Annotated in this window: 8 protein-coding genes; 4 read left to right on the top strand and 4 right to left on the bottom strand. The window is 34.5% G+C overall.

Annotation, left to right across the window (positions count from 1 at the left end; genetic code table 11):
- Nucleotides 1-15: 15 nt before the first annotated feature.
- The 4 genes from F0000_RS07380 to F0000_RS07395 form a co-directional block, all read right to left on the bottom strand.
- The gene (locus F0000_RS07380; RefSeq protein WP_149624076.1) at nt 16-5,610 is read right to left on the bottom strand and encodes a copper oxidase; all 5,595 of its coding nucleotides are present in this window, start codon (nt 5,608-5,610) and stop codon (nt 16-18) included.
- 1,246 nt (nt 5,611-6,856) lie between these two features.
- A complete protein-coding gene (locus F0000_RS07385) occupies nt 6,857-7,717 on the bottom strand; it encodes an SDR family oxidoreductase (protein ID WP_149624077.1) in 861 nt (286 codons plus the stop codon).
- 54 nt (nt 7,718-7,771) lie between these two features.
- Nucleotides 7,772-8,323 carry a TetR/AcrR family transcriptional regulator gene (locus F0000_RS07390; RefSeq protein WP_149624078.1) on the bottom strand — a complete coding sequence of 184 codons (552 nt, stop codon included), beginning with the start codon at nt 8,321-8,323 and terminating at the stop codon, nt 7,772-7,774.
- Between the two features lie 206 nt (nt 8,324-8,529).
- Nucleotides 8,530-10,023: a T9SS type A sorting domain-containing protein gene (locus tag F0000_RS07395; RefSeq protein WP_149624079.1), complete on the bottom strand. Its 1,494-nt coding sequence runs from the start codon at nt 10,021-10,023 to the stop codon at nt 8,530-8,532.
- Nucleotides 10,024-10,307: 284 nt separating this feature from the next.
- Here F0000_RS07395 and F0000_RS07400 point away from each other — a divergent pair, with 284 nt between their 5' ends.
- The 4 genes from F0000_RS07400 to F0000_RS28095 all read left to right on the top strand — a co-directional run.
- Nucleotides 10,308-13,445 carry a CRTAC1 family protein gene (locus F0000_RS07400; protein WP_149624080.1) on the top strand — a complete coding sequence of 1,046 codons (3,138 nt, stop codon included), beginning with the start codon at nt 10,308-10,310 and terminating at the stop codon, nt 13,443-13,445.
- A 255-nt stretch (nt 13,446-13,700) separates the two neighbouring features.
- A complete protein-coding gene (locus tag F0000_RS07405) occupies nt 13,701-14,978 on the top strand; it encodes a DUF4157 domain-containing protein (protein WP_149624081.1) in 1,278 nt (425 codons plus the stop codon).
- 156 nt (nt 14,979-15,134) lie between these two features.
- Nucleotides 15,135-16,028 (top strand): DUF4157 domain-containing protein, encoded by an 894-nt coding sequence (locus tag F0000_RS07410; protein WP_149624082.1) that lies wholly within the window; start codon nt 15,135-15,137, stop codon nt 16,026-16,028.
- 424 nt (nt 16,029-16,452) lie between these two features.
- Nucleotides 16,453-16,635: hypothetical protein (locus tag F0000_RS28095; RefSeq protein WP_223148884.1), on the top strand; the 183-nt coding region annotated here is incomplete at its 3' end.

Below are 16,635 nucleotides of genomic sequence, written 5' to 3' on the forward strand. Positions count from 1 at the left end.
CGGTATATATTTCAATTAATTCATTTTCACTTTCTTACTTTCTACACGATCGGGTTTTACACCAGCTTCTTGAAGAAGTGGATGTATCCTTTTTTGTATTACTTTAGAAATAAGTCTGTTAGATTTTTCTATACGTTCTAATGATTTTTTATCTGCTTTTAATATGGCTCCTTCAGAAGATACTATCTCAAAACCACTTGCTATGGTCTTATTACTTATGTTTTTAAATTCCCAGCTTCCAGTTCCATTAGGATTCAATTCTTTTTTTGATATTTGTTTTCCATTCGCTTTTAATAAAACGTACTCTGGTAACTTTCCTGTCGATGGATCAACAGAAGCTATTCCAGAAACAGCAGTTTTTCCTTTTTTGATTTGTACGTTTTCTACATAGAGATAATCAGAATCATCGGTAACTGTCATAATTCCCCAAATACCTCCATTAAAACTTTGATTGAGCATACTACTATACAAATAATCTCCTGTCACCTTATTATCACCTCCTGCACTATTAATCAATAAATCAAAACTGTTTAACGGGCCAACTTGATCTCTAAACCCGAACCATTGTGATGTATCATTATATCCTAATTGGGTAGAATTATCGGTATAAGGTTCTTCCTGCCATATATGTCCGTGTAGATTAAAGGTTTCTGTTTTTCCATTACCTCCAGGATGTAGTAGGCGAAGACGTAGCGGAACGCCTGCTTTTGCTATAAAGTGAGGAGTTGCAGGGTAATAACCATCACCAGAACTATCATTAGAAGTAATTCCTGCTAAATCATTAGTATTTAGATTGTTATTATTCTTTGGATCAGGTAACCTACTTTGCATAGGTTCTGATCTATAATTAAGAGCATAGGACACTATTCCAAAACCTGCAGTATCTGTTGAATCTGTAGCCACAGTAATATTATCCTGAAATTGCATTACGAACTCACGGAATAATAGTTTTTGCTCGCTATCATAAATATTAGCAGAATGAGATGAGTTTATATCTTCTACCCATGTAGTTCCTTCTGGTTCTATAATGAGAGCTCCGAACAACCCTTTTACATATTGTTCCAGAGGATCAGGAGCGGAAAGGACGACTGATCCAAATTCGACAGGAATTGGAGTGTTGCCTTGCCATTTTCCTGCATACCATTCATAAGTTCTGCTATTTCCAATAGATACAGTCTGAGATTGATTAAGTCCTATATTGGCTCCATCATTTTTTCCAACATCATAAGATAACAATTCTGCGTGCAATCCAACATCAGAAGAAGCAACTAAACTCGTACTTATCCCTTTTCCACTTTTACTTTTATAACTATAGGTACCAGGATTAGTTTGGAACCCTTTGGTAATCTTATTGGTAAGATTTACAACTACACATTCTCCAGCATTCGCTCTCAATACTAAGGGCTCCTGTTTCCAGGTTTTGGAAGCCAGTTGTTCATCTTTTATAAACACAATCGCATCATCTTCCTTATTACCAAATCGTTCATTATACACAAGAACTCCCCCTAATTGATCTACAGAAATAGCAGTTACATTAAAAGTTCTCTTAGTAGCTTCAGCAGGACAACCGCAATTCTTAGGCAAAGATTTTATCGGATCTGTTAAAACATTATTATTTGGTAGCGGTACAATATCTGTTTGCGCAGTATCATATGCACGCATCAATCCCCAAAGACCAGCCTGTCTGCCCGTAGCATCTGCACTCGCTTCATATAGATAATCTGTAAATTCATTAGTGTTGACTGTTTTATCAGTTACAGGTAATTGAAAATTCATCTCGAAATGTTCTGATAACCCCATATTTTGAGTAGATCGTAAACCAGAGTTTTGATTAGAAGGTTCAAAAAGCCAGTTAACTCCGTGTACATTGAAGAAGTGTGAAGTTACATGTGCGCCTACTAGAGTTCTGATTTGGATTTTGTCATTTTCATATGCTCTAAACAGGGGAGTATATGGATCGCCTGGTTGCATGCCTGCTCCTATAGGATTTACCGGAAACCTAAAAGTATTACTCCCCGGAATTAAAAAACCTCCTACTGGTTGTGTGTTAAAGGCCGGATCTGCTCTGTTAGTCATTGAGCTATATACATAAGCTAAATTCCCGGCAGGGTTAGGAGCCTGTGTATAATTGCCACTAGCATTAGGTGTAGATGCTCGCAGTGGTAGTGGTTCATTTCTATAATTCATAGAATATGTACCTCTAAAACCAAATGATACTAATTCAGGATATGCCTGATTACTAATAACTTTATCAGGATCCATCCATCCCGTATATGCATTAACTGAATCAATGAATTGTACTTTTGCTTGTCCAGAATAATCTTTAGGAAATTTTGGATAAACATCAGGAGTTTCTCTACTATCTGGTAAATATGCTTGTTGCGTATCCTGAAATTCTAACATAAATTCTCGATAACTCTCTTCTGTGTTTTCTGTTATAATATTTGCTTGCCAACTTGTAGGGCCTCCATCACTTACTTCTCGCTGCATTCCATTTACGGTAATGGGACGTTTTACTCCATTGTTTGCGATACCCAAAGGTTCTCCTGTAATCGGGTTTATCCATCTTGATTTAAAAGGTTCTATTAATAGCCCTGCATACAGTCCGATCTGTTGATGAGTTGAAGGGCCAAAATGATCATGAGTAAATACCGTTCTAAGTGTTCGATCTTCACCTCTGTTATTTAATAATGGATCCGAATACCATCGTTGAATCGTAGTTTGTGCTCCTTTCCAATCTTGTCCCTCAGGAGCATTACCCCATATTGGATTTGGTTCATGTGGGGTTAATAGATTTTCATTAACTGAGTAAGAAGCTACATCTGTAATTGGTTTTCCTGGTTGATATACATAGGTATATCTCTTTCCTCCATCATTGATTGCATCAATACGATGTGTTACCATATCAGGAGCGAGTGTTCCATCTTCATAATTCCATCCGTTTGCAGCTCCATCAGAAGAAGTAACATCAAATTTTACCAAGTGAATATGTTGTCCAATAATATCTGTTGGAGTACGCACTTGATAGTCATCTAGTTCATAATACTCAGGAATTAAATTGGTATGCCAAAATTCTATATATTCTCTGGAGTTCGCTCTAAAATAAAATGGTTCAGGAGGTTTTTCACCCTGAATATTAGAAGATACATCTCCCCATAGTGAAATAATTCTTTGTTGAGGATAATGCCAACCCTTTTTATTAAGAACGACATCTAGTTGAATATTTGCTGCCTTATACGTTCTTTTTGTACCTACTTTATTACCGTTAAGATCCACTGCTGGGTCAGCAAATGGAGCACCTGATACCGGAGGCAAACCGTTTAGGATAAAAGTCGCGCTATCACCTTCTGGAGTCATCGTTGCATGATTTCGTATCGCATGAGTTGCCATGGCTACTTTTTCTACTTCTGTACCATCTTCTGGTAACTCAATAATTTCAATCTCTTCTATAATTTTTGTCCAGTCATAAGGGGTATGATTTTCAAAAGGAACAGCTGCTTGATAGATTACATTTCTGGGAAGTCCTCCATTAAGGGGGCCATACCCAATAGAATCTCCTACGGCATTATAGATGGCTCCTTTTGCAAAATCCAGCGGAGGATGTGGTGGTCTGCTTCCTGAAACTCCTGGTATAAAAAATGGAAATCCTGGATTTCTTGTAAGATCATCTATGACTATTTCTCCATCCTCTATATGAATTTTAGAAGGTACTGGAGCCATCGCTCTTTTTGGGATAGGAACTAATCCAGGGATAGGAGTTCCTGCCGATATTTCACCATCCGGTAACGCTCTGGAATTTGATGCTGCGATTCCATTAGCATCTAATTTTGTTCCTAGTTCTAATACATCGTGTACTCGCCACATGGCCCACATACCCTGTGCAAAATGAGGATAGAAATGACAGTGAAAAATTTGATCTCCTACGGTTTTATTTAAATTTCCACTCCCGTTATATACCATTTCTAAGGTATAAGATGATCCGGGATTGATTGTTTGACTATCTAGATAATGCCCTTCATCACTATTAGGAGAGTGTAACCATTGATGTGCATGCTGATGATGCACGTGCGTAAGACCTGCTCCCGCATGAGTAACTCTAAATTTTACGTGATCATTCATATAACTATGATACACATTAGACGGATCATCAGGATATAATACTTTTTTAGCTTTAGGTATTTTAAGAGGTTCTAATTGTATAGAATCTGCTGGATTAGAATTTTTCAGGAACTGATTCTGTTGTGTAACATTCTGTGCAGTGATAGATGCAGAATTTGCAGGAATGTCGACGATAGTAGACGGATCTCCAACTGACCAGGAACTTAGAAAGAACTCTTCATAGGCACAATCATCACAATCTGCCATCGGTCCTACTCCAATTCTATTGGCATAAATCTCAGCTCCAATCCCTCCCGATCCATAATTTATGGAAAAATTATCTTTTCCGGTTGCTAATGTGTTTTTAAGAGCCAGACTATCTCCTCCAAATTTGTTGGCAAAATTATTATCCTGATAGAATATAGGAAATGCTTGTACAGTCCACGGTGATTCATGATAATGAATTCCAAACTCACGATAAGGTCTTCTTCTGTCTGGAGAAGCAGGAACCTCAAAAAAAGAAGGGCTTTCTCCCGTGAAATCTCCCGCATCTGGACCTGTAATTATCGCTGTTAAATCCGTATGAACTATGGTTCTGGTTACACTACCATCAGCATGTTCCTGTTCTGTATACATTTTTAAGATTGGCTTTCCATTAGCATCTTTCTTATTGTAATCTATAATAGGAAATGTCCTTTCCATATCATAAATATTGGATACATCACTTTTCTTTACGCGGATATTTGGTGTGTTAGCATATTCTGAAAGTTGTTCATAATGTGTAATCGTTTTATCTAAATCTTCTTCAGTAACCTGACTTCGATACCATTCAGCCCCTTCTGGTTGTACATTTAGAGTACCGAATAAACCATTCGTTAATTGTCCTCCAGCTTGTCCTCCAGGGGCAACAGTTGCTCCTGTACTATATAACATAAAGGTTCCTTCTTCTGGCACTCTTACTATATATTCCTTTGTCTCTCCTGGATTAGCTAAGCTAGAATCATTAGCTCCTGACCAGCTACCATCAGAACTAATGTTATTAGCCATTTCTGTTCCAAGGATATGGACTCCTGCAGCTCTGGTCATTGGGTAAATTCCTGCTGCTTGACTTTGATCCACAGTCCCCGGTTGGGCTGTTCCATATGCATTCACAATTTCGTTACTATTATAAGGAGCTAATAAATTGGTGAATTTTATCTTTAATATGTTTCCTTTATTGGCCCTTAGAACTATTGGCCGTGGTCTTTTATCAGATCTAAGCCGCACTTTTCCAAGAATAGTACCAGGAACTGGATAGGTGATATCTGTATCCAGATCACTTATTAAGGCAAATACCATCCCGGTAGGTTGTGCTGCTCCTAATCTATTGTACATAAATGGCTGATTGATTGCAGCCATTTCTACATAGACCGTATCTTGTATTTGTGCCTGTGCCAGATCCGTTATGCCAATACAAAATATGATTATACAGACTTTTAAAAAATTGGTGGGTCTAAGAATTGAAACTACCATAATTTTTGATTTACGTTATTATATTGATTGCGAATATTTATAAATAGCATGTATCGATTATTTTATAAGTTTTCAATCATATGAATGGACCGAAAATCTAATCAAACAATTTGATTAGATTGATCAATTATATTTAATAGTAAATTCTTGTTTGGGGTATATTTATTTTAACAAATACTGCTAAGAATAGTCTGAAATAATATATGAAATCCTTGATTTAAAAAGAACAAGAATCATAATTCACTATGCTAAATATAGCCAGAAAATCAATTCATTTACACCCGTATAAATACCTGTTTTTTAATAATTTACATTGATTTTAATCCTTTATTTTAATAAGGGTTAACCGCAATAAAGAGGTGTATGAGTTTCAATTTCTGAAAATTTTAATTAGAAGATTTAGAGGGAATGTTTAATGACCTGATGAATTCTAGGTATACAGAATATTAAATCCGTTTTTATGCCTTTTGAACTTGGTTATGAAATTTGAAAAGATAATAAAGAGTTAGATTTTACAGTGGTTTCAGGCTATAATAAATTTTCTAAAAATATACATGGTATTAAAAGGTATATAATACCATGTATATTGGGTGTGCGAGAAGTTTTCCGAGAAACATGCAGGTTTTAAGCAACAAGCTTCGCTATCTTCAAAAAAAATTATCAAAATGGGAATCTAACCCTCAATCCATTGGGATTAATAGTTGACCGCAATGTAAAAAGATGTCTGAATTCTTCATTTTTTTACCTTTAAACTGCACAATCTAGATGGACAAGATATCTCTTATACGATTTATAACTAAAAATTTCGCATATTCATCGTTTCTTTTTCCTTTCTACTTCATTTAAAAAATAAACCGTAGCTATAGCTATGCTTGATTTTTTTGTCTTGTATAAAGAAAAAATAATTCAATGAATTTATACGAATTTTTTAATCACAAATCGTATTACGTATACGATTACAAATCAAATATAAAAGAACCGGTTTTAAACGCAGGTAAAACAAATCGAGCTTTGTAAATGCTACACGATATTAAATGACAATTATTAAATAAGATAACATTTGTAAACACAATGCTTATTCGTGATTTATGTCATTTAATATCAGGTAGCATAGTGAATATAAGATGAGTTCATTGTAAATTTTACAATTTAAAAAGTTATGCTTCAAGAAATCGTGATAGCATTGTTTTTTGAATACTTTAGGGCTTATATAACCTTCACTAATACTATTTTAGAACTACTATTTTTACAAAAAACTATTCTTAATCTCATTTACTAACTTAGTCCCATCTGGATCTGCTTGCGTTTTTAACATACAAAAATCTTCTGCCCACTTTGAAGTACGTACCCGTAAAGGTGGATTCTCATTTTGCGCTACTTCCAGAGCTATTCCAGCCACTTCTAGTCCAGTTTGATATACTTGTTCTTTGCTCTCATTCGCTCGTTGTTGATTACCAGCCATGTATCTCTCAAAAATAGGTAGGTATTCTCCAGACGCTAATTTACCATCAACTGCTGTTTTTTCTACGGCAGAAGTCATAAATTCTGTTGCTATTCCTCCTGGTTCTACACAAGAAATTTTAATATTAAAAGCGTCACTGACATAGGTAGCAAGACTTTCCATAAAACCTTCTACAGCAAATTTTGCTCCGCAATATAATTCATTGAATGGTTGTCCCACTAAACCACCTACAGAGGTTATACTAATTATTTGACCTGACTTTTGTTTTCTCATAAAAGGTAAAACAGCTTGTGTACAAAACACAACCCCATGATAGTTTACATCTGTCACCCATCTTATTTCTTCCTCAGTCGATTGTTCTATTGTTTTAGCAAATCCCGCTCCTGCATTATTAACCAACACGTCTATTCGTCCGTCTTTTTCTATAACGGTATTAACCGCAGATTGAATAGAACCAATATTTGTTACATCAAGAGGTAATAGTTCTATATTCAAGTTTTCTTCTTCAATTTTCTTTCTAAGGGCTTCTCCCTTCTCCAGATTCCGCATCGTGGCATATACCTTATAATTATTCTTTGCAAACAATATTGCACTTTCTAGTCCTACCCCAGTTGATGTTCCAGTAATTAATACATTTTTATTCATAATCATTGTTTTATATTAGAATGAATATTCATTCCATAATTTATATAATTTTTTTTAATTCTTAATCGCATCCCAAACCATTTCTATCTGATTCGTAAATGATGGGGTTTTTATTTTTGGTTGATTAAAATACCATCGCAAATAAGATAATATGGCACCGCCTATAAACATTAACAATTCATCAATTGCTATACTTTTAATAATGCTGTCTTCTTTTCCTTTCTCCAATAATTCACATACAACAGCAACTGATTTAAAACCTTCTTCCCTGCTTTCGTCACTAATAATTGGGGAGGCTTGCAGTTGTTCCATAAATTTAAAATAAACCGGATTTTCGATAAAAAAAGTAACTATAGATGCAAAATAATCTTCAAACTGTGTCTTAATCGGTTTGTTTAGCCGGAAATTTGCAAATACAGATTTTTCTTTCTCTTTAATACTTCTATAAATTTCATTAATCAACAACTCTTTATTGGGGAAATAATTATAAATAGTTCCCATACCTGTACCTGCAGCACGTGCAATAGCAGACATCGGTGTATTATGAACTCCTTTTTCTGCAAGAAGCTCTACAGCTGATACTAATATAGATTCTTTTTTATTCACCACCCAAAGATACAACAATTGGAATGATTATTCCAATTGTTGTATTGTTTTTTATTACAAAATTTATCACTTTTTTATGCAGCATTTCTTTTGTAGGCTATTACACTCTATCTAATTGATAGTAGACAATGAACAGCTCTAATGTTTAATAAAAAATCCAAAGTATCATTATTACTTTAGCTCTTTTATTATGAATTTCTTTGTGCTTATTCTATTATCATTTTTCTGGTATCCGCAGCTTTTCGCCCATTGACATATAATGTATAATAATAGATTCCTGTAGCAAGTCCGTCGCTATTAATTTGTAACTCTCCCTCTCCCAATGTTTCTAATTTTACGGTAGACATTACCTGTCCACTATTATTACTGAATACTATTGTTGCCTTATTAGCATGGTGAGACACATAGTACTTAATGGAGGACGTGCCATTAAATGGGTTTGGAATATTCTGATATAAAATAGACTTATTTGCCTTTCCATCGGGATTCTCATTTTCGTTAACATTTAGAACCTGGCAAGCACAAGCTTCTAAAGTTTCCATACGGGTAATTAAATCATCTATCTGCGCTTGTTGTGTCGCATTCTCTGTCTGAAGCGGGGTCAATATTGCTGATAAGTCAACCTGAACAGAATTACCATTCTCAATAGCTATTGTTAACTGATTATTCGTAAGTGTAGCTGATGTTAAATCCTGATTATCTGTATTTACAAATGCAGAAAGATCCACTGTATTTGTACCACCAGAAATACTGAGTGTATTTGTTGCCAATGAAAGTTCCTGGTTATCCGTATTGTCCAAAAATGAAGATAAATCCACAGATCCCCCGTCCTCTAATGCCAATACATTGGTTGCTATGCTGAGTGATTGATCATCAGTATTCGTTATCCACTGCGTACCATCCCACAGATATAATTTATTTTCTTCATTATCAAAAACCATCATCCCATTATCTCCGGCAGCCAAAGTTCCTCCAAAAGTAGTACGCTGATCTGTGGTCATTCTATTAATAAGGAGTCCTTTTGATGTTGAATTCATATGAATAGAAGCATTGGTATTCGGCCCAAACGTTCCAATCCCTACGGTACCACTTGCTCTCAATGTTAATGTATTTTCGGGTGTATTAGGCTGGATTCTAAAAGAAAGTTTAGACCCATTCGTTACATCTCTGATAAAAAAATTAGCTTCATTACCAGCCAGATCCCAGCTCTGTGGGGTAAATCCATCAGATCCATCCTGCTCCAATCGCATTACAGGGCTATTACCATCCGTTACCTGAAATTTAACCGCAGGATTATCAGTTCCAACCCCTACATTCCCTCCTGATTCAATACGCAATGCATTGTTACCCGCTCCGGCATCAATTCTAAAAGGAACATTACCAGCAGTAGCATCATCAATAGAAAAATAGTTATCGCCTCCATTAGTCGTGTCATTAAATGTAAAACGCCAATCATTCGCAGGAAAAGATCCTGTTCCCGAATTGTCATCAAAAAACATTCTTAAATTATCTTCTTTCATAATGAACGTATCAGAACCAAAAGCCTGATTATTAACAATATTGAGACCAATCCCTAAGGAACCTTGCACAAATAAATCATCTGCGATTAATTGTTTTTCAAGAATATCTCCATCTTCCTGTGCCGAAATTGTAGAAATGGCAACAATTGATATTGCCACATAGAGTAGTTGTATTTTCATATTGATAAGTCAAAAGGTTAAATTACTCGACAAAAATACAATTATTACCGCAATATCATCGTACTATTTTTAGTAATTCTCAAGAGTATATTTATCTTAACTTTCTATTTATCAAAATATCACTATATTAAAAACTCAAAAAAGCATCAACCACTAAAGTCAGAAAATATTACACTCTATAATTCTTATAAAATACAGGAAGATATGATTAAAAACTGTAATAACTTATTACAGTGAATCTTTATATTGGTATTTTTACATGTCATTATTAAAAGATCAGCACTATGCACTATCAGATTACACCTTTTACCGTTCTGCTATGCATTCTTATTCCGCTTTTTGTTACTCCTCAAAAAAATACCAGTTTTTCTGAAATCATCCAAAAAATACAGGAATTAGAAAAGGACAAAGACCCCAAATGTTATGCTACTGCCAGTCGTCTCGAAGATTTTATGTATGGAACACCACTTGATGAGCAAGCACGAAATTTTAAAATTGAAATTCAAAAAGAATTAATACTTTATCTTAAGAAAAAAGGATCTAAAAATGCCATTGCTAACGATGCAAAAGTTATTATGCCCAATCATCTCAGGAACACAATTGATTCACTATCTATATTTGGCAGAAACAAAGACGGTAATTACCTGTATCAGTTTGACAACAAACATATTGAAATCTTACAAAAAGATTTTGAACAATATTCGTCCGTTTCCTATACTTACAGATCTTTATTATCTGTAGAGCAAGACGCCTTGTTTTTTCTAAAGACTGACTTGCTATCTTTTGATCAGAAAGCTATATCGCTGGTAAATGATTATGTAAACCTGATTACTCTGGTCACGCTCAAAATAGCTGATAATATTGCTCGCAATCAAAATAAAAAAAACATTTCTAAAGCGTTGATTAAGGATAGTTGGATACTTGTATTACAACAGTCCAAAGAACCTAAAAGTCTTGCTCCAGCACTAGAATACCCCAAAATCACTGCTAATAAACCCGTAAAAAATAGCAGTAACAACATTATCAAAGCAATTATCAAACAAAAATTAATTTCTTATCAAAAATACAATCAGATAAATGCTCCTGTCTTTTTGAGAAACATACAAGTATATTTTGCAAAACAACAGTGGCCTGTAGACTCCCTCATTTCTGCGACCTTAAAAAATTACTACTTAGAATCTCTGGTTCAATTCTCAAATACAGTATTGCTAAGATCTCACGACGATGCGATTAAAAATAAAAATGCTTTAATCAGGGTGGCTAATGTACAATCTGCCTTAAATGATTTTCTTCCTTCAAATACCAACACCTTTGAAGATGTCACCTTTTTTCCTAACAATACAGATCAAAAGGTAACCATAGAGTCTTATGACCTAGATTCGTTTCGTGATAGTGGTTTTCATTGGAATATTCTGGACTATTCTTTGAATGATATAGAAAAGAAATCACTTCAATCTCTGGATCCAAATGCTGCTGAACTTATGGTAGAAGGTATTGCTCAGATGGGTGTTCTGGTACTACGATTGGCAGGAAAACACTCTCACGAACAGCAAAAAACAACATTGGATATAGAAGATATTACTCAGGGATTCAAAAAAATTCAACATTTAATAGACTCCTATCCATCTTACCCACCCCTTACACCAAATAATTTTATCGTTTCTACATCACATGCTATTTCTAATACCGGATTCGAAGAAGTAAATGACGAAACTGCGATTCATTTTGAACATAAATCATCCGACTGGCTCAATCGACTCATTCGGAGTTATACTACTTCTTATAAAGAACAAAAAATAAAATTAGCGATTCCACCTGCTTTTGGCGGATCCGGAGTTGCTTGCGAAGATCTAAATAATGATGGCTTAATTGATGTACTTTTATTAGGTGGTTTCGGAAACAAATTATTTCTTAATTCTAAAAAAGGTAACTACTTTACCGATATTACAGAAACCAGCAATATCAATTCCTGGAACAGTACGCTTACTTCTTATGGCGAGCCCAGGCAACCTATTATTGCAGACTTTAATAATGATGGAAATCAGGATATTTTTATCACCTATGTCAATGATGATCATAAGTTGTATAAAAATATTGGCAATGCCCGATTTAAAGATGTTAGTACCTCCTCTAACCTTGGAGGCAAAAACGGAGTGGCAGGTCCTGCTACAGCCATTGACTATGACAATGATGGATTATTGGATATTTTTATAGGATATTTTGGAAATTATGTCAAGGGTACCTTACCTACGCTAAGCAGGGACAATCAAAATGGAATGCCCAATAAATTATTCAGAAACTTAGGAAATTTTGTTTTTAAAGAAGTGACTTTTACTAAAAATACAGCTTCTAATTCCGGGTGGACACAAGCACTTGGTCACACGGATATTAACCAGGATGGATTACAGGATCTCGTTGTAGGAAATGATTTCGGTGTTAACAAATATTACCTGAATACAGCAGAAGGAATATTTATAGAGGCGAGTAAGGAATTAGGTACTGATAAACCTTCGTATACAATGAATGTAGGGATTACAGATTTAAACCGGGATCTATATCCTGATTTGTATATCTCTAATATTGTCGTGATGCAAAAGGATGAGAAATATGTCAACCCTAATGAAGATACGGAAATGAAATTTGATCCAAAAAAAATGGCAAATATCAGAACAATAGAAGCAAATGATTTATTTTTATCCAGGGTCGAAAAGAATAGCTTACAAGGCTATCAATTATCTACAGATATAGGAAGAGGTTATTCTGCCACAGGTTGGTCCTGGGATGCAGATTTCTTTGATTATGACAATGATGGCGATGAGGATTTATATTGCCTGAATGGAATGAACGATTTTAGTGTGTATTCCAGTGAAAATCCATTTTATTTTGAAAGACAGGAGCAATCAAAATCCATTGTGTATGCCAAAAGTCACAGAGAAAAAAATGTGTTTTTTGTAAATGAAGGTGGTAAATTACTCGACAAAGCTTCAGAACTCGGAGTGGCTATTAACAGCAATGCCAGAAGCGCTTCGTATTTTGATTATGACAATGATGGTGATCTGGATATTATCGTAAACAACTATCACGACAGTGCTAATATACTGGAAAACAAGGCTTCAAATACAAATAATTGGATCAAAATAAAGCTTATAGGTAGCCCTGAAGCAAAAATCAATAAAGATGCAATAGGGTCTTCTTTAATTTTGAATAGCAAACATCATAAAAATATCTGGCGCGAAATTCATAGTACTACAGGATATCTATCGGTACATCCTAAAATTCAACACTTTGGATTAGGCACAGATACTAAAACCAATATTGAAATCAGGTGGAGTAATGGAGAATCTTATTCTATAAAAAACCTGAAAGCTAATACTTCTTATGTAATTTCTTACCCCAATATAATAAAACCACTTACACTCTAAATTTACTAGATAATCGAGATTTGAATGCTCCGAGACTTACCACAAGATAGTTTACTGAACTAAAAACACTCATCTTCATCGCTACTTTATCATAAAATTCAATAATTTTTTAGCTCCTGATTTCAAGTTCTAAAATGATATTTTATCCTTAATCCCTTTGGATATTTACACATAATAAAAAAGATAAAGTCATTTCAAAAAAGGGAAAAATCCCATTTTTTAAATATATTAGTACTTTATTTAATCAGTAAAAACATGTATATACAATCAAAAAAAACTTTTACTAAAGATAAAAACAATTATACACCATCTATCCAGTTTAGAGATAATAGACCCATAAGTTTTTATCATACTCATCTACAAGAATCTATTACACATAGTCCAAAATCTGTTGCACAACGCGCCAAAATAGATGCCTCTACTGCTCCTATACAAAAGAAAGAAAATAAAACAGGGTTACCAGACCGATTAAAAAATGGTATCGAAAATTTATCTGGCATGGATATGAGTGACACCCGTGTACATTATAATTCTTCTAAGCCTGCGCAGCTACAAGCACATGCTTATGCGCAAGGTAACCAAATTCACCTGGCACCGGGACAAGAAAAGCACCTGCCTCATGAAGCCTGGCACGTAGTACAACAAAAGCAAGGAAGAGTACAACCTACCATGCAAATGAAAGGAAAAGTAAAAATTAATGACAATGCAGGTTTAGAACACGAAGCTGATGTCATGGGAGCCAAAGCATTACAATCAGCATCTACTTTTACCAAAACACATAATAATCAGCAATCATCACAGGCAGGGACAGTACAAAGAAAAATATCAATCAAGAAGAGTCTTAATAAAGTAGATGGAGTTGCTGGAGTAGAAGCTGTTCGTGATATAGTAGCACTTTTAAAAAATGAATGGCCATCTTTTTATAACAAATTTAAACTAAATAAAAACACCTTAGTTTTTTCTGGTAAAGCTGATAGTGGTTATGGTGCAACAAGTGGCGAAGTGGAGTTAAAAAATGGCACTATGGAACAACTTCCGTTAACCAAGGACGAAATGAAGCAAGTAAAACCAAATGGAAAATCCAGAATTGAAATTGTTATTAATCCAAATAAAAATAAAGAAGTATTTGGTAAAAAAGGAAAATTACTACAAACATTGGCTCACGAAATCACCTTGCATGGTCTTGCATTTGCCGATGAGATTGATTTAGTCCAAAATACATCTAAATCTTCTAGTAGCAGACATAACATATCAAAAGCTAATTATAAAAAGGGTGGTGTTTGGAATTCCAAGACACAACATCGTGCATTAGCAAGAGGCGAACACCCAGAGTATAATCATATGGTTGATATGATCAAAAAAGGATTCACTAAAGATGAAATAATGGATGCTATGTATTTTAACTCTGAGGTGGACTCTGATAAAAAAGGACATAGCGAGTATGACAAAAATAAATATGCTCCTCAAGGGAATAAATCGTTGGTAAGCTCTACATACGAGCATGAGAAATATGGAGATTTTTTACATATCTAAAGTCTAAAAAGCAACCATTTTATCTATTATATGCCTATTTTGGATAGCATTTAATAACTTTTTAATCACACGGTTTGATTAAAAAACAGGTACTTTTCCCCATACCACATACATATCTTTTCCAGTACCTTAGTAATTCTTTAATCTAGTAAGAATATGTATAGCTCTCTACAACGATATAAAAAAGATTCTTTTTCTTTAAATAAACAAAAGAGTATTCCCGCTATTCAATATAAGGATAATAGGGCTGTAAATTCTTATCACACGCAGCTACAGGATTTGATTGGTCAAAGTCCGAAATCTGTTGCACAACGTGCTCAATTAGATACGATAACTGCTCATGTTCAAAAAAAGAAGAATAAAACAGGGTTACCAGATCGATTAAAAAATGGTATCGAAAATTTATCTGGCATGGATATGAGTGATACCCGTGTATATTATAATTCTTCTAAGCCTGCGCAGCTACAAGCACACGCTTATGCGCAAGGTAACCAAATCCACCTGGCACCGGGACAAGAAAAACACCTGCCTCATGAAGCCTGGCACATAGTACAACAAAAGCAAGGTCGTGTAAATCCTACCATCAAAGAAAATGGAGTAGCTATTAATGATAATGTTCATTTAGAAAAAGAAGCAGATGTAATGGGAATTAAAGCTGTTCAAAAATATGGAAAGCAACATAGTACAAAACACTCAAATTTACAAAGAGTTACACCTGGAGGCACAACCGTCTTTCAAAATCAAAGAAACATTAGTCATAGAAAAAATTTAAAGAGAAAAGCCAAAAAAGCGATAAAACTAATTACAAGTGGTGGTCTCCCGGGAGGTCCTGCCTCCCGTGCAGAAGTACTTGCTCATGATCAAGCTATGAGCCCTGGACAGCACCATGAATTCAGACATGTACTGAGGTCTAGATTAATTGCAGATTTAAGACAAAGAGTACTCGACCATGCAACTAATAATATTAGAGATTCAAAAGTATTAAATGATCCTGCTAATGCAAGAAATGCCGGCTTAGTCCTTCAAATGGCGAAAAAACCTATTAAATAATAGTAATCCCTGATAACAGAACCTAAAATCTAATCCCATCCAGATATGAAAGAACCGATATTACTTCTTTTTTTTTAAAATCTAAAAAAGGTTCTGGAGAAAGGCGATCAAGAAACGGTTGGGTTTGCCGTTGCTGTAATTCACTATATAAGGAAACACTATTAATTTCTTTTGAAATAAAATCTAAGAGCTTGTTTAAAAACCTTACTTCTTGAAAACAAATATTTTAAGAACCGTGAGGTTACTTCAAATTAATGTAAATATCTCGATATACTCACCATTTGAAGTATATTCAGAACCTCAAACTATTGATTTTCAATTTGTATTCTTTTTAAACATACTCTAAGGTATTTAATAATGACAGGCAACCAATTCCAAAAAATCGGTGTCTTTTTTTATAGAAATCTATTTATAAACTAAGCATATGAACAAAAGAGACAAGACGGCAAGATTGGCAGGTTTACTTTATTTAATTCTAATAATTTGCGGAATAATTAATCTTATGGGGACCTCTATTAATTGGTTTTTAAAAATATTCTATATCTATTCTGCTATATTTTTACTTTCAAAAATGATCGTTATTTTTTCATTTCAACTCGATTTTGTG

The organism is Aquimarina sp. RZ0 (assembly GCF_008370685.1).
Lineage (GTDB): Bacteria > Bacteroidota > Bacteroidia > Flavobacteriales > Flavobacteriaceae > Aquimarina.

Excerpts from the sequence above, each read along its gene's own strand:
- F0000_RS07380 (WP_149624076.1), bottom strand. The coding sequence starts at position 5,610 with ATGGTAGTTTCAATTCTTAGACCCACCAATTTTTTAAAAGTCTGTATA.
- F0000_RS07385 (WP_149624077.1), bottom strand. The coding sequence starts at position 7,717 with ATGAATAAAAATGTATTAATTACTGGAACATCAACTGGGGTAGGACTA.
- F0000_RS07395 (WP_149624079.1), bottom strand. The coding sequence starts at position 10,023 with ATGAAAATACAACTACTCTATGTGGCAATATCAATTGTTGCCATTTCT.
- F0000_RS07400 (WP_149624080.1), top strand. The coding sequence starts at position 10,308 with ATGCACTATCAGATTACACCTTTTACCGTTCTGCTATGCATTCTTATT.
- F0000_RS07405 (WP_149624081.1), top strand. The coding sequence starts at position 13,701 with ATGTATATACAATCAAAAAAAACTTTTACTAAAGATAAAAACAATTAT.
- F0000_RS07410 (WP_149624082.1), top strand. The coding sequence starts at position 15,135 with ATGTATAGCTCTCTACAACGATATAAAAAAGATTCTTTTTCTTTAAAT.